This is a genomic window from Anderseniella sp. Alg231-50 (assembly GCF_900149695.1).
Classification (GTDB): Bacteria; Pseudomonadota; Alphaproteobacteria; order Rhizobiales; family Aestuariivirgaceae; genus Anderseniella.
The window spans coordinates 2,001,744-2,020,616 of the sequence record NZ_LT703003.1 but is presented as its reverse complement, the minus strand read 5'-3'; the positions used below and the strand labels follow the sequence as shown (position 1 = coordinate 2,020,616).

Genomic DNA, 18,873 nt, shown 5'->3' with positions numbered 1-18,873 from the left:
GCAACCCGATCATCCACCAGACGATGTATTTGAACAGGCAGGCAGGATGCTAGGTATAGCGGAACAGACCATCGGTCAGTAGCGAAAGGCGCCACGGTGCAACTGATCATGCGGGCGGAAAGTCTTCAGTTGCACACTTGCAAGGCGCCAGCCGGTAAGGCGGATACCAACAGATTCGCTGGGACTGTAACAACCGTCGACTGTCAGGGGCCAGCTTGTTCGCTACTTCGTTTCTGCAGGGCCACGTGAGCTTGAAGTGATCAGTACTATCGACGGTTCGCTTCTGGTTGAGCCCACCCGTACTTTTCTCAGTCTTTTGCCGCGTTGGCGTTGCAACTCGCCGCGTTGGTTTGCGACGGCAAGTCCAGACATGGATTGCGGTCAAAAAACCCGGACGGAACCAGCTTGAAACCGGATGAAATACACGGCTGAACCGGAAAATCCTCCGGGCGTGGCTGATGGTGCAGGCCGAATGTGTGCCATGCCACGATGTCGGTGTTTTCAACGCTGGAATCGTCGCTGATGAAGCGTGGCAAACCATCCGTCCCGTCAGAATGGTTCATGTATTCTCCGGCGGGATAGCGTTCCTCGGGATCAAAATCCGTCACCCACAGGTGATTGTAGGTGAAGGCCGCGCGCTTGCCGGACGGTGAGTCCGGCGCCATGAACGGTGTCACGCAGTGTGACGGCTCAAGCTTGTAGGCCACCGGCTGTCCCATGTAGTTGGTCTTGTTTGGATTGACGAACTTCCAGAACCGCTGATGTTGCGGACTGATGTTGCGGGCCGCGGCTTTCTCGGTCTTGAGGACGATCTCCTCCTGGTAAAATGCGTTGCCGTACGGATTGTCGTCTCCCGCCGGCACGGCATGGGTGTTGCACTCTACAACCGAGTTGTCGTCGCCATCCACCGCCATGTCGAGGCGGCAGCAGAATACATGCTGGTGGATCTGTCCGAACACGCCAGGCGCCACTTCAGTGGCGAATTTGTCCGGCACGCCAGGCTCACCGGCAACAGTGTTCAAAACGCCTGTTGCCTTCATCTCGAACTCCATTGTGCCATCGAGATAGAAGTACCAGTACATCGCGTATTCGTAGTTGCCGACGGTCGCGATAGACGAAATCACCAGCCGCCGGGCACGGCGCACTTCAACCCGCTCCGTCCGGAAATCCGTGTGCTTCCACAAAATCCCCTGGTCTTCCTCATGAATGCAGATCGCCTTGGGAATATGGAAGATGTTGCCATGCATGTCATTCAGGTCAACGTCGAGATACTGGATTGCGCCGAGGCAGTCACATCCCAGTTCCAGTGAATTGACCAGCTTGCCGATCCCGTACTCGCCGACGTCAAAAACACTCTTCCTGAAATGGCCGTTTCTGGGGCTGCCATAAGGTACAACCATCTCGGCAACCGAAGCGCGATAAACAACCGGCCGGTCGCCGAATTTGATGTCGTGAAGCGTCAGGGATTCACGCGAGTTGAACCCTATCACCAGCGACCAGTCGTGCCATGATATCTGCCGGCCGGTAAGTGAGAAACTCACGCCGTCGGGCTGGACGACGTTGATCGGCTTGAGGTGATCCCGGGTTTGTGCCTGGAACTGGCTTTCATAGTTGTGCTCGGCCGCAGGAATTGGGCTCACGCCATAATCATCAATGCGGATCACTTCACCCGTCTTGATGTCGACAACACCGTTCAGGCCCTCGACGGGATGGGCATAGAGGTTGTCGAACTCGCGAGCGCGCACCCAGACAAAGGTGTGGCACAGATGGCGCCCCTCCTCGCCGGGGATATCGAAATTACCCGCCGACCAGGGGTCCACGCACACCAGTGACATGTCCGTAATACCGCGGCGTTCGCATGCGGCAATGAAATCGGGATGGGTTTTGACCATCTCCTCGATGACCATGAACTCTTCCAGCTGGATCATCGGCCTGGCGTCCGGCCGGCGCTCCACTTCTGCAACACAACCATCGTCAATCGATACGGTCATTCGCCAGATCCCGATCCCGCCGGGGCGAAACACGGCAGCACGCGCCTGCCTGTTCAGCCCGTCACCGGACTTGAAGGCCCGCACCTCAGACTTGGGTGGTTCTTTAAGTTCTATTGTCTCGAAACAAATGTCTTCGCCAAAGTCGGGGTGCGCCCGGATAGCGGCGGTAACCGCGAGTATCTCATCAGCGGTCAGCGCATCAAGAGGATGCCTAGCCTGTTTGTGCGCTGCTGAGTGACCACAATTTCCGGTCTGTTCATGCGTGACGATATCATCCATGGCTTGGCTTCCCTATAGGCTCTTGAACCACGACCTGGTCTTATTTGCAGGTACTGCGTGCCGGAGTTCGTCATGGCCTTGACTGTTTCAACGGACAGGTTTCCAGACGTCCCGGTGAAAGTGTAAGCGTGAAGCAAGGCAAAAGCCAATTCGTGTCACCACGATTTCTGTCGTGGATCACAAGATCGGACTTGCCACAGTTTTGATCCGTGTTCTTTCAAGGGACGATTTCCACCAAACCTTGGAGAAGAAAACAGGTCTCAGATCGTTGAAAATTTGGTAGCGGGAGAGGGAAACGTGCTCGCTACGTCTAAGTTATTGATTTAAAACGTTTCATTAATTTCCAAACAGTACCAAATGGTACCAACAATTGGAACCTCTATTTCGCAGGCAGCAAAAATGCTGAGGCTAGGCGCGCGGGGGGATTTGCAATTGATGGCTGTCAGAGACTGCGTTCGATAGATATATACGTTGAATTGCGGGTGAACGGACGATTGCGCCACGCTGAACAATGGCTTGTTCCACCCCCTTTTCACTGCAATAACAAGATTGGCATTCTATTTGGGAAATTTCAGCTTAAACAGCTTAAAACGCACAGTAGATAAAGCGAGGCACTGTTGTTTCAATCATTCAGATCGGTCCATCTTCCAGTAACCGCAAGGAAAGCCATTGAGAGAGGCAAAGACCTCCTAATGCAAAAAATAGACGAGGAAAAACGCCCTCTAAACCTGCCGATGCTCGAAAGTGAATTTGGATTGGCATACCGATCGATGTACGCTAGCGGTTTAGCACTTGTGGCAAGTTATCGATGTATCGAGATTACGACATTACATTTTTTTCGAAAAATGGAAATTCGCATCACAGTTCATGAACTTGAAGCTTGGGAAGGACCAATTCGTGGAGAATGCATCTTCACAAGTGTTCTTGGCCTACCAAACAGTGAACATGACATATCATGGATCGTGAATGCGAGTAACAAAGAGATTTCCAGTGTGAGAGCCATAGCTGATCTTCGCCAAGCTGGCGAATGCATTTCTATGTGATCTGCTGGTACTGTAGGTGTGGTCTGCCGCAAATTAGTAAAGTCGATTTACAATCATGCCGACGCCATCTTAACCGAAAAAGTGACTAATCTTTTCTAAGTCTAAAACGAACTTAATCATAAGGCTTCGGAGCCAAACAGTGCTTGAGGGAAAAATCCATTTTGCTTCCATCCACTCTAACAATCCAGAAACATTTGCCGGGATGTTCTGGTGGCAATCCAACTTCAAAGTAAGAAATGCCAGCCCCAATCTTTTCAATTCTCTGATCGTGGCGGTTAAGGAGTGCAATAAGGTCTGCTGCGTCCTCCTCAGAAGCACGCTCACCAATTGAGTAGCTGTTTAACATCTCTTTGAAGAATTCTGAGGCTTCACCCACTTTGTTGAACGAACGGGTCTCTAAAACAATCTTGCGTGCTTTTGCCAATCTGATCACCTCTCATTCCCATCGTCACAGACACAACAAAATATCTTAGTTTGCAAAATCTAGGCTAGGTTCTGCTTCAGTATAATGTTTTCCAACCACTAGGTTTTTTTCCTTCAGTTGAGGTGAGATCTTTGCTGTGGCATAAATAATTTGATGCTCAACTTCGGCGCTCTCAGAACGCTCAAAAACTAAGTTTTGCAGGTTGTGGCTTCTTTCATCCTCCATACCCTTGTCTTCAATTGTATCAATCAAGCAAATGCGCAGATGTCGAAAATACTGATGGTCTAGCGAAGCGAACAAAAAGCCAACGAAAAAACTAGTCTTTAATACCGCACGCGAACTAGCAGAAAAATATGTACTATCGTTGACGCTGATCTTATTGGCACCAAAATCAAAAATTACCGAACGAGGGTCAATAAACTCTTTTTGTCTAGGTAAGTCATTTCTAAGAAAATACTTAATCTCATCAGATATCGCTGTATATGCAGTTGCAATCCTTTGTTCTTGAGCAGTTTCCAGCGCTATATTTTCATTTCGCAGTCGTTCGATAGTGGTTGCCAATTCTTCTTTTCTCAGAGTTATACTCTTAACCTTATCAGCAACAGTACCCTTCCGGTCCTGCTCTTCAATTTGCCTCTCCAAATAGCCTTTTCGCGATTGGAGGCTGCGAATTCGTGCTTGCGACTTCGATGTGGGACGAGAACGCAATTCTGCCAATTCTCTCGCAGCATGTTGCCAATTATTTTTGGCCTCTGTTAGAGCGCTGTTCACAACCTCTAGCTCAGTTTGCCTTTTTTCAATAATTGCCTCTGTTTGGCGCACCTGCAATGCTAATTCATTGACCATCGCAACCATTTGCTCGCGCTGCCTTTCTGGTTGAACAGGTGTCTTGCATAAATGGCAAACGTATTCGTCATTTTCGATTACTGGCTCGAAGCAAGCAGGACAGGTATCAAAAATTACTGCACCCAATGCGACTTGCACTGCTTCAGAATTTCGTAGGTCGTCCAGCTTGTTTGAGATACTTTTTCGGTAGCTCCGAAGGTCAGCCAAACCAAAGGCCAAGCTGTCGCGTTTCTCTTTTGTTTCAGTAATTACATTCTGGGCATTTTCCAGCCCCAAATATGCAGTTTGTTGCAGCTCCAGAGTGAAATCGTCTTCACTTGCAGCCAACTGGTCTTCTTCAGCACGAGATATCTCGACATTCACTGATTGAAGGTCAGCAATCAAACTTTGCTTTTGCGCCTCAACCCACTCCGGCGTTAGGTTTTCTCCAACTTGACCAAATGCAGAAAAAATTGCCCGCAGCTCGCCTTCAAGTGCAGACGTCTGCTTATCCAACTCCCTCAACCTAAGCCTGTTTTCGAGTAGTTTTGTCTCTTCTGACCCACAAAGGAGCCTTCCGATAGCGTCACGAAGCACCGGGGTGTCCCACCTATCATCAACCTTGAAAAGGTTGTCCGGCGGGCTCAGTTGATCGGCATAATGCAGCCGCAATATCTGGTGCATCGTCAGCTTGCCCGTAGCTTCGCTTGCGGCTTCAGGAACATCTAGAAGTCTAAAAAGCGTCTGAGAAAAGCTCTCCTTGCCATCAGCATTTGCGGCCCGGGCGTACGGATACCGCTTCCAGTTTTGTGTTGGTGCATTTAGCGCAAGCTCCATACCTCCACTGATTATTTCCATAGGCCGCCGCGGCTCATCACCGATTGAACGCGATAAAGTCGCTAGCAGTCCGTTCAAACCCACTTCAACCATGACCCGTGAACAAAGCTTCGCTTCGTCACTCCATTCAATTACATCTCCCCCAAGCGCAAAGTGAATGAAGTTCAAAATCGTTGATTTGCCAGAGCTGTTTTCACCGCTAATAATGTTTACGCCAAGGTGAAACTCTTCATCGTAGGCAGAAAGACCGTCTCTCTCGACCCTCAGGCGGCGAACATGCAATGAAGGTTCATACAAGGTCATATCTGTACTCTAACAAGCTTGAACGATCTTTGAGGCCGTTTTTGCCCTCAAGCGGATATTCGTTCAATAGCAGCCCAATCGCCTCAAGGAGTGCCGAATTGCCTTGGCATTTTTCTGCGACCCGTTGCTTTAACACTCCAGGCAGTTCTCGTTTTGTGGGTAGAATAAACCTCTGGTCCCATTTTTCCGCATCCATGTATCCACTGTGAACAAGCCCAGCGATTGCTGCAGTTTGGAAAGGTCTTATACGACGGAACAGCGTTTTTTTATCTGGCAATCGGCTAAAGGGGCGATCTGCTTCATATTTCTTTCCAACGCTCCGAATTTTTTGGTCGCCCGAGCGATAGCGAATGTCACTGTCTTGCAGCATGAACGGAAACAACAAAAAGAAATCACCTATGCGCAGAGCATCTAAAGGAACCGCGACACTGCTCGAGCAAACAGTTTGCAATTGAAGAATGCGAAAAATGGCATTGTAGGCGTCAAAGGCAGGCTGGTAAGAGAGCTGTGTCATTCGTGCCACCGGATGAAGCAATGATCAGCCAACCAATATAGCATTCCGAGCGCAACATTCACGTTGACAAAAAAATGATTGATTTTACTGCATTCATCGATAATCGGATTGAGAACCAGTTTATCAACCATGCTGTCGGCCACGTCATGCGACAAATCAGGAAGTTTCGGTTTGATCTGTTGTTTAAAGGCTCTTTCGACTTTAGCTAGCATATGAGCAAAAATTTCTTGGGCAGACGCATACATTGACCACGTCTCCAGGAGCATCTCAAATTCCACTTTTTGGTCTAACGCGTCTTCGTCCCAGAGATCAAGACGCCCGCCTGCTTTGAGCTTAGCTTCAAGCCCCACTATTCCGTCACCAGCTTCCTTTCTCCGTTTGTAATATGCCAAATTTCTAATGGTGTGCTGAACTGTAGCTTCGTCAGCAACCTCTTGCTTCAACTTGCTTGCAAGAGCTTCTATAGCCTCATACGCGCTTTTATGATTAGAAAAGTCATACTTGTTTCCCCCAACAATATCTTGTCCGGCTGTTGCATGTGATTGATCTATGTTTGGGCCAGTACCCTGGTCATTGTTCATTTCTTGTTGGGTTCATTTCCAACTGTTTTGTTGCCCCCAACAATATCTCCCTCTGCGTGAGCTGATTGCTGGTCCACTAAACTACCTTTGCCTTTAACCTGCTTTTTCGTCTTCGTTAAGCTAATCGTAATTAGTGCGCCTCCGCAGAGCCCAGCCAAAAAACTGACTATTTCTGAAAGATATTCCATCGCCCACCCCAATCTACTGATATACCCAACAAAGCATAGTTTAATTAGATATCATTCTAACCACTATCTCAAGTGAGTAGTTTAGCCGTACAGAATGAGTACCTTGGTACACTCTTGGTGAGCTGCTCTATTGAATTGTTCTCGTTTCGAGGCTAGTCCATTCTCCCCGTGAAGCGCTGCGCCTACTTGGATGATCACTAGCCGAAAACTGCTTTATCTACTTGTGCAGAACATTGGCATGTAAATCGAGATCGCGCGCCGCCTGAGCAACCGACACGCCCCATTATCTAGTCGAATTTGCATCCATGGCTTCGTTCCTAGATTGACCTCTTACTTGCGTGAGAAGCATCAAGCCGTCGGTGAATGAGAGAAACCAAGGAAAGCAAATCTTCTGCGTCCGCCTTTGTCATGCTCCATTTAATTCTTGCTTCGTGAGCAGTAGGATTGCGAAACATACCGTAGGTGCCCTTAAGCAAGTTTGCGAAGCCCCTCTGTTCAGATTTCTCACTTTCTGTTGATAGTTTATTGATCCTAATTGCTGGAGACGAACTGGCCAAAACCTCATTTATCAAGGCTCCACCATCTTCAGCCTGACCCGACAATAGTCTGAGTTTATCGAAAACACTTTTAACAGCCTCTTGCACAGCATGAAAATAGTCGTCGGCCAGCAACTCGGCGCGACAGAATTTGATGACGTCTGGATGAACACCACGTGTTTGCAAATCTTCCTTCAATTCAGCAGCCCTGCGCTCGGCTTCTTCGATGGTAGTAGCTACCTTTGCAGATTTCACTTCGCCTGTTTCCAACACCATCAATCCAGCAAATGAAAGAGCTGTGTTGAGTTCGCTCCGCATCGCCTTAAAGCGATCTGGGTTTCCTAAATGCCTAGCTGGCTTCATTGCTTGCCTAATGAATTCAATGGCGTTTGTTCGAGTGTTCCTCCTAATCTGATGATTGTACAGATTGACGAGAATACGCCGCCATTTAGTCCCCGGCCCCATTTCGTCAGGCACTTTGCATATGTGCAGCAAATCATCAATTTCAGTGTTTGTGAGACCAAAGTCTGTATTGCCGAGGATTTTGGAAACCGCTCTCAATTGATCCTCTGAGAATAGTTTCGATTTGACTTTGGGCATGGACGTTCCCCTCTATGCCATAGAGCTTAAAAATACTTCAGTTTGACGAGTTCGATTGCGCTAAGATACGATAAACTGAAGCTCGCCCGATGGACAATCTGGCAGCAATTTCGGTAGGGCCTATTCCTTCCCCATGCAAGTCCAACACTTCGTCTGATTTCGCCATTGCTGTAGGCTTGCGGCCTTTGTACTTTCCCTCGGCTTTGGCCTTGGCAATGCCTTCGCGTTGCCGTTCCAACATCATCCCACGTTCAAACTCAGCCATGGCAGCGAACATCGTTACTGTCAAACGACCAGCTGGTGTCTTAGTGTCAATCTCGCCACCACCAAAATCTAGAATACGCAGTCCCACCCCGTTGTTCTCGAGACGGCTAACGATGTTGAGTAAGTCTGAAGTAGATCGAGCTAACCGGTCGAGCTTGGTGACAACCAGAGTGTCGCCTTCTCGAACATACTCCAAAGCGTTTTGAAGCTCATCACGCTTCGCTATCGATGACACTTGCTCCACGAACAGCTTTTCTGCTCCGCATGCACCCAGGTCACGTTCTTGGGCTTCAAGGCCCGCCTGCTGTTCAACGGTAGACGTTCTCGCATATCCAACCAACATCAATCAGCCTCATGTCTCATTGAATTCATAGACATAGTAACACATATGTCTCAAAATACAAATATAATTTCTATGAGACAATTACGTTGAACTTTTAGAAGTCTCACAAGGGCGAGCTCGTGCGAGACGTACCATGAGGACAAGTAATGACAATTCTTCGAGTGGTGAAGTCGAGGAGATCATCGGAGGCGAAAGAAACATTTTAGTTTCGGCCGATCTTAACCGGTCTTCCCCGGCCGTCCTGTAGCACGAAGAAACAGTGGTGGGTTCACACCGTCCAACACGGCGGCTGTCAATAGGCCGTTGGACGTGGCACCAGTATCAATGCAAATTCTGTTTGGTTTGACGAAGGGTTCGTCGCCAGGCGTGTGGCCATGCACAACCACATGACCATGATCGGCATCACTCTCCAGAAATCTACTTCTGATCCAAAGAAGGTCTTTAGTCTGTTGCTCTTCCAAAGGAACACCGGGGGCAATTCCTGCATGAACGAACAGATAGGGCTCGACAACTCGATACAGAGGAAGCGAATGAAGCCACGATACGCGTTCTTCGCCAAGAGCTTTGCCCAGTGCCGAAGGATCGTAACCTCCAAATCTCAAAGAAATTCCAAGACTTGTCAGAGTTTCGTCGCCGCCATTTGATAACCAGGTATACCAAGCTTGACGGTTATCAGTTTCGAGGCATTCAAGCATCATGGCTTCGTGGTTTCCAAGAAGGCAGGTGCTGTCAAAACCTTCTGTGCCGCGCATGAGCCGGTCGATTACTTCGACACTATGGGCTCCGCCGTCAATGTAATCACCCACATGCACAATCTCTCCAATCGCCTCCGGATATCGAGAGCGGTGATAGGCATTTATGTTTTCATGCAGTTGCTTGAGGAGATCGTCACGGCCGTGAATATCGCCAATAGCGTAGATGATGGTTTTCATTTCTATGACAGTACTTCGCTAGAATGCATTTGGCACAATATTGCACCTACTAGTGACCGGTCTAAAGCGGTCCGGTTTTCGCTCAATGATTGCCAATGCACGGAAAATGCGCAACCGTCATGAGACAATCTTCCGGTTCCAGGGAAAGGCCCCAAAATTCTGGGATGGGTTATGATGCGCGCATCAATATTCGTGGCCTGGGATTATCTGACTTAGCCCCATAGCGCTGCAGTCGGACATTTTCGAAGTGTATTCTTTTTTGTAGGCAACAATTCTGCTTGAACAATCAAATTCCATGAATGTAGTCATCCATGTCATTGAGCGGTCAACAATCCGGGATATTTTCACCTCCAACGTGACGCTAAGTTCAACTGCCTCAAGGATACTGAAATCAATGCCGTGCTTGGCGCACTGATCGCCTAACCATTTCCGGTAGCTAATACAGTAGAACAGCGGGCAGATAGTCAACCTGTTGTGGGTGCATCGCTGGGACAGAAAATCCATTGTTATGATACCACTTCCAAATATCACGAAATTTATGCGGTCTGAATTGTTATGAGATGTAAGGAACATCTGGTTGCATACGTTTGCGAAGTCCTGAATTACTTTCCGCTTCATTCAGTGTTCTCCACAAAGTGTTACATTCAAACAGGTTGAAACAGTTCCCAATGAACCCGGGTGCATTCGATGACCGCCAAGCGCCAGGAAGGTATCGTCATTCTGGAAGACGTCGTATGGCAACGTTTAGCCCTTCTTGGCTTTCGCAGAGTTCTGGATCGATTGCTAACGCTGATTGAAAATCTGCGATGGCCAGCGAGTATTTTTTCAGACGAAGCTGAACATGCCCTCTTGTGTCCAGTGCGTCCGAGTTCTTTGGATCAAATTGCAAAGAGCGGTTAGAAGATTGAAGCGCTGCGTCAAATTCCTTGGTTTCGAGCTGACACCATGCCATGGCATTCCACACTTGGGATATGAATGACAGGCTTGCAAAGTCAACTTGTTTCTCATCGCGAGGCGCTGGAAACAATTCCAAGGCATTAGTGAAATCAGACATCGCGTCGTCATGCCTGCCCAGGTCGGTGAACACCTGCCCACGTTCGAACAAGTAACCCGCCTGCATCATCGGAGTGTCGCTCCACGCATTGAATAGCCTCGTGTACTCGGACAAAGCCTTGTTATAGAGCCCGGCGTTGCAGTAGGCGCCCGCCAGTTCCTCTGCGATAATTTCGCGATCCACACCGTTTGATAGTGCAAACTCGAAGTCAGTTACAGCACCGAGACTATCTTCCGCTTCCAATTTCGTTCTTGCACGTTGACAGATCGCGTTAAGATCGGTGGGATGGCTCTCGACAATCTTGTCCAGATCAGCAATCGCTGCTCCATGAACCAGTTTAGACTGCAGCAGGTGAGCACGACGTCTCAACGCTGGCAGGTTTCCATTATCCGTTGCAATTTTTTGGTCAAGATAGCGAAGGGCTTGCTCGTCATGTTTTGTCTTTAACTCCTCTATCTTCGACGGATCTGTGACAACACCACTGCCGGGCTCCCCACAACCTGTCGAACCAGTCTTTTGCATCGAATGATCGTCGCGGCCTAATAAACCAGCCCACACGATTTTTGCGTCAGAGAGATCATTCCCGGTGTTAATTTGTAGAGAGCCGCTCGGGTGATGTTCGAATACATGCGGCGCGCAGAACACGCGCCCAGCGCCGACAATCGCTACCTGCTTGCCAATTGTATCAAGCGTATACTCAGACATCCAATCGGCACCCGCGTGCGTCAAGAACACATGCACTGCATATTCGCCACGTTGCTTGTCCAAACAAATTCTTGCGTCTTCAACCCATCTGTCTTGGTAGATAGGGTTCTCGAAAATTATGATTGGATTACCATATATATCGACTAGTTCAATCGCCCCATTTGGGAGCGGCGACGTTCCTTGTTGTGCGGGAGCTTTACAGACTTCATGCAATCTCGGTTGCATCAATGATTGTCGTGGCATAGGCATTATTGACGCGCTCCCGAGAACACTCGAAAACGTCTAAATACGAATAGTAACGAACAACAATGAGGTGGTTGATTGTCAACAATCTTCATATCGTATCTTTCAATTGCATGGTATCCATGAGAGCCGAAACTGAGTTCCAATCTCAAAAGTTGGTAACCTTGCGCTTGTGAATTTTCACCCTAATTGAAGTACTTGCGGTCTTTGACATTCGCGGAATTTAAGAACTTCAATTCTAAGCCGTTACAGCTTTGATTTCCAACCGGTGCCAACCTCACCAATGACGTTGGTTCCTGGATCGATTTCGAACTTGCGCCCCGAAGGATACTTGTTCGCAGGGTGCTGGATTTCTACGAGATCTTTTCGCTCCGGATCGAAGATACCGTAGCGGAGAAAATTCACCCTACCGAGAGTTAGATTTACATCACCATTGGGTCCACATCCGGCTCCATCGGCATCTTCGTTGTCGGTGCCATCATCTTCCCACCAACACACTCGACATATTTCATAGTCCCCACGATTGGTTATCGTTCGGAGGCCGCAACACGGACAACTTACAAGTTCGTCAAACTCCCCCAGCACACGTTCGACTTCACTGTCGAGTAGCTTCGCTTGCTTCAAAAGAAACAGGTTGGTTGCACCTCGGTACTCGAGTTCAAGTGACAATGTCAGAGCCTCATCAAAACGGCTGCTTTCAGCGTCATCAAATTCTCTGTTCTCTATCTCTTGTCGTAAATCTGTTGGTAACTGCCACCAACTTGGATGATCTTCCCAAATCGCAGCAGACATATTAACGAGCTCATCATCTCGTTGTTCATTGTTCAGCCTTTTCATATCTTGCCAAGCAAGAAGGCGAATGGCTTTCTGTCTAGTGATCGACTTCATTTCAGCTCCCAACTAAACCGAAAAATCCTCGAACGTGCGCGACCGACGACTTCAACCTATAACGACGTTGCACTTAGAGGCCTGCCGTCGCAAACTTGCCACATAGCGTAGCGTTTTCATTTTAGTTGCGAGCGGGAAATTGATTTCTTTAAACGAAGCTGTTCTCATAGCTCAGAAATACCTTTCTGAAAATGTCGTATTGGATGAAAAGCCAATATTGCAAGGTGAATATGGGTGGATCTTTGGATATCAAAGTGCCGCCTATCTTTCTTCGGGCAAGTTTGAGGACATGTTGGTTGGCAACGCACCTTTGCTTGTGGAAAAAAGCACAGGAAATTTGATATGCTTGGGAACCGCGTACCCAACTGAATTCTATGTTGAGAACTACCTTCTAACCGGTGACCCGCACAGAGGTGCAGGGCCAAGCTTGACCTTGGATGGATGGAGGGAAGGTGTACAAAAGGTTGAGGCCACCAAGGTGATAAAAGTGGGCGCCAACATGGGTCTAAAAGAAGCAAAGAGCGTCGTGGACCAATGCCTTGATGGAAGTCGTCCAAACGTTCGCTGTGAAGATGTCGCTAGCGCCGATGTCCTCGCAACTCGGCTGAACGAGCTAGGCTTTGATGTTTCCCGGAATGCTGAATAGAACTTGGGAGTAAACAACCAACTGATGTGAGCTTTGTCCGTGTAGCTGTCGTTTTCGCTGACATCCAATCGGCACACTCACGGGTTAATAATGCCAAAATCTCATTCTTCGATCTTTGCCTTTTCCTCGTATGGATGAGCCAACTTCAGAATACGCTCATACATTTCGGTGAGTTGATATTTTGATGGCGCAACCGTTATCAAACCATTGCTTAGTCGTTCCAGGCTTCGATGTGCTTTTTGGGTCGGTACATACCGATTGTTTCTTGGTTCAAGAGATCGATCTCTAAATTGCCAATCACCGAAGCGCCATTTCTTTTCACGGACAATGTTGTGAATGGTTGTAGCGCTGACACCAAATTCTTCCGCAAGCACCCGACAGTTTGCATCTCTTGAATGGTGTCGGTAACGTCTTCTGATTTCATCCACCTGTTCAACCGATAGTTTCTCATCATGCTTTAGATGAGCAATTCGTCTATTCGGGTAACCATTTACTTCACGATGTCGCATATTCACCTCCATAATTCAAAACTAAACAAAAATTAATTGTTTATTATTTGATTTTATCATTGTTTTTTGAATATTTCTAGTGATGGTAATTGAGCAGTTAGTATCCGCCAATGACCTGGGGCACATTTAGACGATCAATCCCAGCGAGTGGTTGGAAAATATTGATACGAATTACGCCGCGGGATCACATAACCAATCAGGCGATCAGAAGGGATTTTGCCATTCCTGATATCATTATCAACAATGCCCGCTATTTCATAACCTATCGCCGCCGCCTGAAATGAAACGCTTTTGGCGAGTTCGATTGCGATCCCAGCCAAAGCATTCTCAATCGGTTCACGCCAACTGGCGCTGTTTTCACGATCGCCGAAGGGCCAACCACCGACAGCGGGACAAGTGCTCGATAACCCTCCGAGCGGAATGCCAATATAGAGCCAATCTTCTCCATCGTCGCAGTCGGTTTCCCGCACGACCACGGTCGTGATTGCTATCAAACCACACGTGTCGTGAGACATTGAGCCTCGCAGGTTTAGAATTCTCTCAATCGTTTCCGTATTGCAATCATTCGTTGAACGATTGCTGGCGAGAGTTTGCGATCCGATAGACCAGGTCGCTACAATAGCTGAACGCAATCGTTGGTCGGCAAAGTTGTCGCTGCATTTGCCCAAAATGACTGCCGCTTCATAAAATCCGCCATACCAAGTTTCATTGGAAAACAAGTCGATTGGAACCACAGTTTTCAATTGAAGCCTCTCACTAGGATAAGGTCGTTCTTTCTGTTCAACGTCGTCTTTTCCGTGACATTTCGGATTGCCATCGATCAAGCCGTTTTTGTGCGAAGGCGCCGATTAGAGGGGTCTCGCACCTGACCAAGCGTTCCAACGCTGCTTGGGCTTCCTCGGTCCCGATATCCGCAAGCGCCCAGGTACACTTCCGCGCAAGAGCATGATTTTCATCCCACAGAAGATACTCCGGACACGTGGTCGCTCTTGCTTCAAGGACGCCTATAGCATCCACGCATCTTAATTCTTGAATGCCGAGCACTACATCTTCGTGGCGAAAATGCCAATCCTGAGGAAGAGCTTGGATCAATACGGGGCACAACCCAATCAGATTTCTCTCTTGCCAACAAGCACCCAGAGCTTCCTCGAAAGCATCCGGGTCGGCTTTATCAATAGCACGTTCCAATGCTGTCCTAAGACCCGACACAACAGCACTCCAACCGGGTGATTTTGATGGTTGATCCGACAAACAAAACTTACATCTTTCCAGTGTATTCGAACCCAATGGCACTAACAAAAGACTTCAGATCAGGAGCGATCTCTTCTGCGCTGTCCGGTCCAGATATTGTGTCGATTGCCACAATTCGATGGGGTTGATTTGTCTCACGGAGATCTATCGCAAATCTCTCAAGCCCGCCATTTCCACCAAAAAACAAAAAACCTGAAAACTCGGTTTTAAGAAACTCGTCTTGAACACTCTCGATAATCTCCTCCACTGGATCAATGACAAAAACCATGGGTTCCAAAGCTAAATCCGCTTCACCGCCATTTGAGAAACTGAGCAACTGCAACAACTCGATTGGCACTTCTTGAGGTGATGTTGAGATCAATTGATCTAACTGTTCACTGCTTGCTCCCGGCTTCTTCGAACGCCAAATCCGACATGGCTGGCTGAGGGTTTCTTGTATGTCCATATAGACCTAATTCCAGGTAAGCTCGATTGAGGAGGTTTGACTAACACACAAACACTCTAGTCCGCGAAACCGTAGCTTTTCGCAACACGTTTGATTTGCGTACAATGTGCCGTCTTTTGCGATTGGCCCATTTCATTGAACAGGGCTTTTGATCCCATAACCTGCATCTCCAGGTTGCCAGCAAATCCCATATCGTCGGCTTTTACTTTCTCTTCTACGAAGGCAACGATGGCATCTTGTTTGTAAGTTAACCCGCAAAACTCTTCAGACGCCAATACAGTCCCAAGTTCGGTGGCGATTGTGAGGGACTGCAGACTGCTATCTGCCGACGCCGGGACGATCATCCAATGGAGCGACAAAACCAACGCGTTAGACACTAGGCATTGTTTGATTTTCATTCGCTTTTCCAATAAATTTTCGTGTTAGGATGGCCAGTAATATTTGTATAGTGAGCTAGCAAAATCCTTAGGTCGTCTGGGTTCAGTGTACTGTGCTCAGGACGTCCGTAAAGGGTGCCTCAAAGAGCTCACTACGTTCGCCCTTGACTGACGTCCTCACGCTCAGTTCTCTTCCCCATACGCCCTAAGGATCAATCTACCTCGGTGCTAATACTTGTCTGGCATGGCGTCGTCTATTTTCGCGATCAATGATCGGTACTTATTTGTCAGTACATAGACATGCCTGCGCTCGCGAGACTGGGTTCGGAGCCGCCGAATTACACCTCCTTCAATCAAACCTTCTATCGGACGTCTGAGGTTTATTCTGCCGTCATTCATATTGGTATCCGTCTCTAGTTGCCCATCTGCAATCAGTGGTCTTATGACGTGATGTAGATATGCGACATTGCCGGATGTGTGTTGAGCAATCTTGGCGATTAGTAATCCCAGCAACTCAGAAGATGGTTCTACCCCCACCCGGTCCATCGGCAGTTGCCTCAGATATACAGATGTCTTTTCAGCCGCCGCACCCTGCAAAAGTTCAATGAACTGAGACAGGGCTTCCAGGCCATCATTTGGATACTGAGCAATGCGTGCACGGTCGCCAAGTCCTCGCCGTATATTTTTCGAGAACCGTAGTTCGAGGCGTACCCGATCTTCAGACTTAGCATAACAAACCAATTTCCGATTTGCATTCAGGGGAGCAATTCCAATCTGGGATTTCCGACCATCAGGTGTCCTTTCGCTTTTGACTTGTGCCCCGGGAGTGGCGTCAAGCATTGCATTCGAAACATCCCGAGCCGTCCTCAATGCTTCACCTGCCTTGCGGCATCGAAACTCCCATACTGCTTCAAGTTGCCTCAGTGTCCAGCCGTCCCATAGCAACTCCAATACGGGAGAACCGTCATCATAAGCAAACTCATCTTGCAGGAGTTCTGCGACAGCCTCCATGTAGCTGAGCATCACGGATGGCCAATCAGCGTTGTGAGCAGCTCTAGCCGCTTGCTCTCTCAAATGGTTGTCGTTCTTGTTGAATGTAATTCCTTCGATGGCCTCCCGGACACTCGACCGTCTTTCCAACAATTCGCAGATCTCAAATTCATCGAGGTTTGCAATGTAACGATAATTGTAAGCAAGAAACCTGATCCCATTTAGGATGAGGGTCACTTTCACAGTCAGGCAATCTTCCCGATCCATACTCCGTGTTACATCGATATAACCACCTACCAACCATCGCCCACTATCGACAGTCAGCCGAGTTCTGTTACCCCACTCAGTTAGTTCAAACACATCGCTTTGCCTGCCCAGCCGTTGGATATGCAACTGGAACTGGTCTACTTCGTCAGTCTGGATTGTTTGCGCAGCGAAGGCCACTTCAAATCGATCAATCCAACAACGATTTGGCTCCACAGAGTACCCAGGTACAAGCTGACGAAGAGGCGCTAGTCGATGTTTCGGTTTTCGTGACAATGATTGAAGATTTTGTTGAAGCTTGTTTACCCACTATAGAAGCAGGCGATACAAGCGATGTCACGAACTCATATTCGTTGGAACAACGCCTCCAGGTAAGACCAAGTTGGTTGCTGTTTTCACAGGCGCTTGACGCTCTGTTTCAGCGCAAACACCTCATGGTCCACCGGCAATCTAGAAGAACTAAGCCGAGCACGTTTGCTCTCAGTCTGCCACTTTTGCCATTTAGACGTTGCATGCGGCAAACTGCATTCACTGTCATCAAAGTGCTTTTGTTACGAGCTGATACTGCAAGGCCGCAAATCCTATTCCTTCGACATGAGCTTCTCACAGCTCGCGATTGCAATCTTGTATTTTGAAATGTGGTAGTCACGGGTTTCTGCAACTTCCGCATCATCAGGTTCTAGCATCAACTCCGCCATATTGCGCAGATGGTCAGCCGCATCGTTACAAGCGAAGAGAGGAATTTCCGTTTTTACCGCTTCCGCATATGTTGGCCAATCTCCCATCAGGCGGAGGAGCGGCCAGACTACACGGTCTTTGATAGCTGCGGCATCGCGGGATTTGATCGCGTAATACAAGACCTTCTCTGCGTCTTGGATGCCCTTCAGCGTTTTCTCGGCAAGCGGCCTTACGGACACTTCATTCGCGGCTTTCGCCGGGGCGGCGCTGCTGCCAATGACAACTGTTACAAAAAACATCGCCATCTTCAATTTCATAAAACTGCCTTTCACTCGCTTCATTAATCGGTGCCGGCACCATATTACCGGAATGAAAACACGAATGACAGTCTAAATACGTAGTTTAATTCGGTTCATACGTAATGTAGCCGGGTTCAATCTACGGATATGGACCTCAAACAAGCACTGGGAAACAGAGTGAGCACGCTGCGTAAAGAGCGCGGGTACACACAGCAGCAATTTGCAGAAAAGATTGATCGTTCGGTGGACGGCTTGTCCCTCATCGAAAGAGGAGAAACTTGGCCTTCCGTCATCACAATAGAAGCAATGTCGGACGCGTTATCCTTGGAGCCAGTTGATTTGTTTGATGGGCTTAGGCTCGGAGCACGAAAACATGAAAGCGATGCATTCACAAAAGCGAGTGACATTCTGCGCCAACTCAGCCAACAGGACCTGCTGGTTGCAGTTGGGTTACTTGAGGCGCTTCAGTCGCGCGACGATAGTGAAAGAGACTAACCGCAATATCGAGCATCGTGGTCCAAAGAGCCACCACGCCGATGGAGAATGCGCAGATGGGGCAGCGATTTTCTTAAGATTACCTGTTGTCCAGAGCTCTCTGTTTGCTTATGGCACTGCTCTCAGTCGGCCATAGCTGCCATAAGGAATGCTTGCTAGTCTGATATGTTCAGTCCAATTGTACCCATTTGATCTCTGAATGGACCATCTATTGTACCTAGGGTCATGGCCGTTGATCGAATAAGTGCGGATGACCGCAGCGCGGACAAACCTGCCACACTCATTGGGGTCTCCGATGTCCACCTTGGGTCGGAGCGGACATGTGAGCTACTCATCCACGCAGATCATTGTATGCTCTCATTCGAGCCT

19 protein-coding genes are annotated in these 18,873 nt (G+C 48.4%); 2 read left to right on the top strand and 17 right to left on the bottom strand.

Annotated elements, in window-relative coordinates; genetic code table 11:
* Positions 1–308: 308 nt before the first annotated feature.
* From DHN55_RS09530 to DHN55_RS09480, 11 genes are all read right to left on the bottom strand, one after another.
* Complete coding sequence (locus DHN55_RS09530) at positions 309–2,270, bottom strand: primary-amine oxidase (protein WP_108881055.1); 1,962 nt, start codon at positions 2,268–2,270, stop codon at positions 309–311.
* Between the two features lie 1,155 nt (positions 2,271–3,425).
* On the bottom strand, positions 3,426–3,737 hold the full coding sequence (locus DHN55_RS09525; protein WP_108881054.1) for a DUF3223 domain-containing protein: 312 nt from the start codon (positions 3,735–3,737) through the stop codon (positions 3,426–3,428).
* Positions 3,738–3,782: 45 nt separating this feature from the next.
* The gene (locus DHN55_RS09520) at positions 3,783–5,702 is read right to left on the bottom strand and encodes an AAA family ATPase (RefSeq protein ID WP_108881053.1); all 1,920 of its coding nucleotides are present in this window, start codon (positions 5,700–5,702) and stop codon (positions 3,783–3,785) included.
* Positions 5,689–6,216 carry an ABC-three component system middle component 5 gene (locus DHN55_RS09515; RefSeq protein WP_108881052.1) on the bottom strand — a complete coding sequence of 176 codons (528 nt, stop codon included), beginning with the start codon at positions 6,214–6,216 and terminating at the stop codon, positions 5,689–5,691. Before DHN55_RS09515 ends, DHN55_RS09520 begins: the two co-directional genes overlap by 14 nt.
* Positions 6,213–6,797 (bottom strand): ABC-three component system protein, encoded by a 585-nt coding sequence (locus DHN55_RS09510; RefSeq protein WP_108881051.1) that lies wholly within the window; start codon positions 6,795–6,797, stop codon positions 6,213–6,215. Before DHN55_RS09510 ends, DHN55_RS09515 begins: the two co-directional genes overlap by 4 nt.
* A complete protein-coding gene (locus DHN55_RS22285) occupies positions 6,794–6,985 on the bottom strand; it encodes a hypothetical protein (protein ID WP_337660105.1) in 192 nt (63 codons plus the stop codon). Before DHN55_RS22285 ends, DHN55_RS09510 begins: the two co-directional genes overlap by 4 nt.
* 317 nt (positions 6,986–7,302) lie before the next feature.
* The gene (locus DHN55_RS09505) at positions 7,303–8,121 is read right to left on the bottom strand and encodes a TIGR02391 family protein (RefSeq protein ID WP_108881050.1); all 819 of its coding nucleotides are present in this window, start codon (positions 8,119–8,121) and stop codon (positions 7,303–7,305) included.
* Between the two features lie 37 nt (positions 8,122–8,158).
* The gene (locus DHN55_RS09500) at positions 8,159–8,728 is read right to left on the bottom strand and encodes a recombinase family protein (RefSeq protein WP_108881049.1); all 570 of its coding nucleotides are present in this window, start codon (positions 8,726–8,728) and stop codon (positions 8,159–8,161) included.
* Between the two features lie 218 nt (positions 8,729–8,946).
* Positions 8,947–9,660, bottom strand: coding sequence for a metallophosphoesterase (locus DHN55_RS09495; protein WP_108881048.1), 714 nt, complete (start codon positions 9,658–9,660; stop codon positions 8,947–8,949).
* 715 nt (positions 9,661–10,375) lie between these two features.
* Positions 10,376–11,668, bottom strand: a complete 1,293-nt coding sequence (locus tag DHN55_RS09485; protein WP_108881046.1) for a SecDF P1 head subdomain-containing protein — start codon at positions 11,666–11,668, stop codon at positions 10,376–10,378.
* A 240-nt stretch (positions 11,669–11,908) separates the two neighbouring features.
* The gene (locus tag DHN55_RS09480; RefSeq protein ID WP_108881045.1) at positions 11,909–12,550 is read right to left on the bottom strand and encodes a CPCC family cysteine-rich protein; all 642 of its coding nucleotides are present in this window, start codon (positions 12,548–12,550) and stop codon (positions 11,909–11,911) included.
* A 139-nt stretch (positions 12,551–12,689) separates the two neighbouring features.
* On the opposite strand from DHN55_RS09480, the gene DHN55_RS09475 reads away from it, so the two are divergent.
* Complete coding sequence (locus DHN55_RS09475; RefSeq protein WP_337660104.1) at positions 12,690–13,196, top strand: YrhB domain-containing protein; 507 nt, start codon at positions 12,690–12,692, stop codon at positions 13,194–13,196.
* Between the two features lie 101 nt (positions 13,197–13,297).
* Here DHN55_RS09475 and DHN55_RS22280 read toward each other — a convergent pair whose 3' ends face one another.
* The 6 genes from DHN55_RS22280 to DHN55_RS09440 form a co-directional block, all read right to left on the bottom strand.
* Positions 13,298–13,705, bottom strand: a complete 408-nt coding sequence (locus DHN55_RS22280; protein WP_337660103.1) for a hypothetical protein — start codon at positions 13,703–13,705, stop codon at positions 13,298–13,300.
* Positions 13,706–13,839: 134 nt separating this feature from the next.
* Entirely contained in the window at positions 13,840–14,529 is a 690-nt protein-coding gene (locus tag DHN55_RS09465) for a hypothetical protein (protein WP_337660102.1), read from the bottom strand.
* A gap of 434 nt (positions 14,530–14,963) precedes the next feature.
* On the bottom strand, positions 14,964–15,401 hold the full coding sequence (locus DHN55_RS09455) for an SMI1/KNR4 family protein (RefSeq protein WP_108881040.1): 438 nt from the start codon (positions 15,399–15,401) through the stop codon (positions 14,964–14,966).
* 56 nt (positions 15,402–15,457) lie between these two features.
* Entirely contained in the window at positions 15,458–15,799 is a 342-nt protein-coding gene (locus DHN55_RS09450; RefSeq protein WP_337660101.1) for a signal recognition particle, read from the bottom strand.
* Positions 15,800–16,006: 207 nt separating this feature from the next.
* On the bottom strand, positions 16,007–17,035 hold the full coding sequence (locus tag DHN55_RS09445) for a hypothetical protein (protein WP_337660100.1): 1,029 nt from the start codon (positions 17,033–17,035) through the stop codon (positions 16,007–16,009).
* A 578-nt stretch (positions 17,036–17,613) separates the two neighbouring features.
* Positions 17,614–18,051 carry a hypothetical protein gene (locus tag DHN55_RS09440; RefSeq protein WP_337660099.1) on the bottom strand — a complete coding sequence of 146 codons (438 nt, stop codon included), beginning with the start codon at positions 18,049–18,051 and terminating at the stop codon, positions 17,614–17,616.
* 105 nt (positions 18,052–18,156) lie between these two features.
* Here DHN55_RS09440 and DHN55_RS09435 point away from each other — a divergent pair, with 105 nt between their 5' ends.
* Complete coding sequence (locus DHN55_RS09435; protein WP_108881037.1) at positions 18,157–18,504, top strand: helix-turn-helix domain-containing protein; 348 nt, start codon at positions 18,157–18,159, stop codon at positions 18,502–18,504.
* Positions 18,505–18,873: the final 369 nt, after the last annotated feature.

Excerpts from the sequence above, each read along its gene's own strand:
- DHN55_RS09530 (WP_108881055.1), bottom strand. The coding sequence starts at position 2,270 with ATGGATGATATCGTCACGCATGAACAGACCGGAAATTGTGGTCACTCA.
- DHN55_RS09520 (WP_108881053.1), bottom strand. The coding sequence starts at position 5,702 with ATGACCTTGTATGAACCTTCATTGCATGTTCGCCGCCTGAGGGTCGAG.
- DHN55_RS09515 (WP_108881052.1), bottom strand. The coding sequence starts at position 6,216 with ATGACACAGCTCTCTTACCAGCCTGCCTTTGACGCCTACAATGCCATT.
- DHN55_RS09510 (WP_108881051.1), bottom strand. The coding sequence starts at position 6,797 with ATGAACAATGACCAGGGTACTGGCCCAAACATAGATCAATCACATGCA.
- DHN55_RS22285 (WP_337660105.1), bottom strand. The coding sequence starts at position 6,985 with ATGGAATATCTTTCAGAAATAGTCAGTTTTTTGGCTGGGCTCTGCGGA.
- DHN55_RS09505 (WP_108881050.1), bottom strand. The coding sequence starts at position 8,121 with ATGCCCAAAGTCAAATCGAAACTATTCTCAGAGGATCAATTGAGAGCG.
- DHN55_RS09500 (WP_108881049.1), bottom strand. The coding sequence starts at position 8,728 with ATGTTGGTTGGATATGCGAGAACGTCTACCGTTGAACAGCAGGCGGGC.
- DHN55_RS09495 (WP_108881048.1), bottom strand. The coding sequence starts at position 9,660 with ATGAAAACCATCATCTACGCTATTGGCGATATTCACGGCCGTGACGAT.
- DHN55_RS09485 (WP_108881046.1), bottom strand. The coding sequence starts at position 11,668 with ATGCCTATGCCACGACAATCATTGATGCAACCGAGATTGCATGAAGTC.
- DHN55_RS09480 (WP_108881045.1), bottom strand. The coding sequence starts at position 12,550 with ATGAAGTCGATCACTAGACAGAAAGCCATTCGCCTTCTTGCTTGGCAA.
- DHN55_RS22280 (WP_337660103.1), bottom strand. The coding sequence starts at position 13,705 with ATGCGACATCGTGAAGTAAATGGTTACCCGAATAGACGAATTGCTCAT.
- DHN55_RS09455 (WP_108881040.1), bottom strand. The coding sequence starts at position 15,401 with ATGGACATACAAGAAACCCTCAGCCAGCCATGTCGGATTTGGCGTTCG.
- DHN55_RS09450 (WP_337660101.1), bottom strand. The coding sequence starts at position 15,799 with ATGAAAATCAAACAATGCCTAGTGTCTAACGCGTTGGTTTTGTCGCTC.
- DHN55_RS09445 (WP_337660100.1), bottom strand. The coding sequence starts at position 17,035 with ATGGATCGGGAAGATTGCCTGACTGTGAAAGTGACCCTCATCCTAAAT.
- DHN55_RS09440 (WP_337660099.1), bottom strand. The coding sequence starts at position 18,051 with ATGAAGCGAGTGAAAGGCAGTTTTATGAAATTGAAGATGGCGATGTTT.
- DHN55_RS09435 (WP_108881037.1), top strand. The coding sequence starts at position 18,157 with ATGGACCTCAAACAAGCACTGGGAAACAGAGTGAGCACGCTGCGTAAA.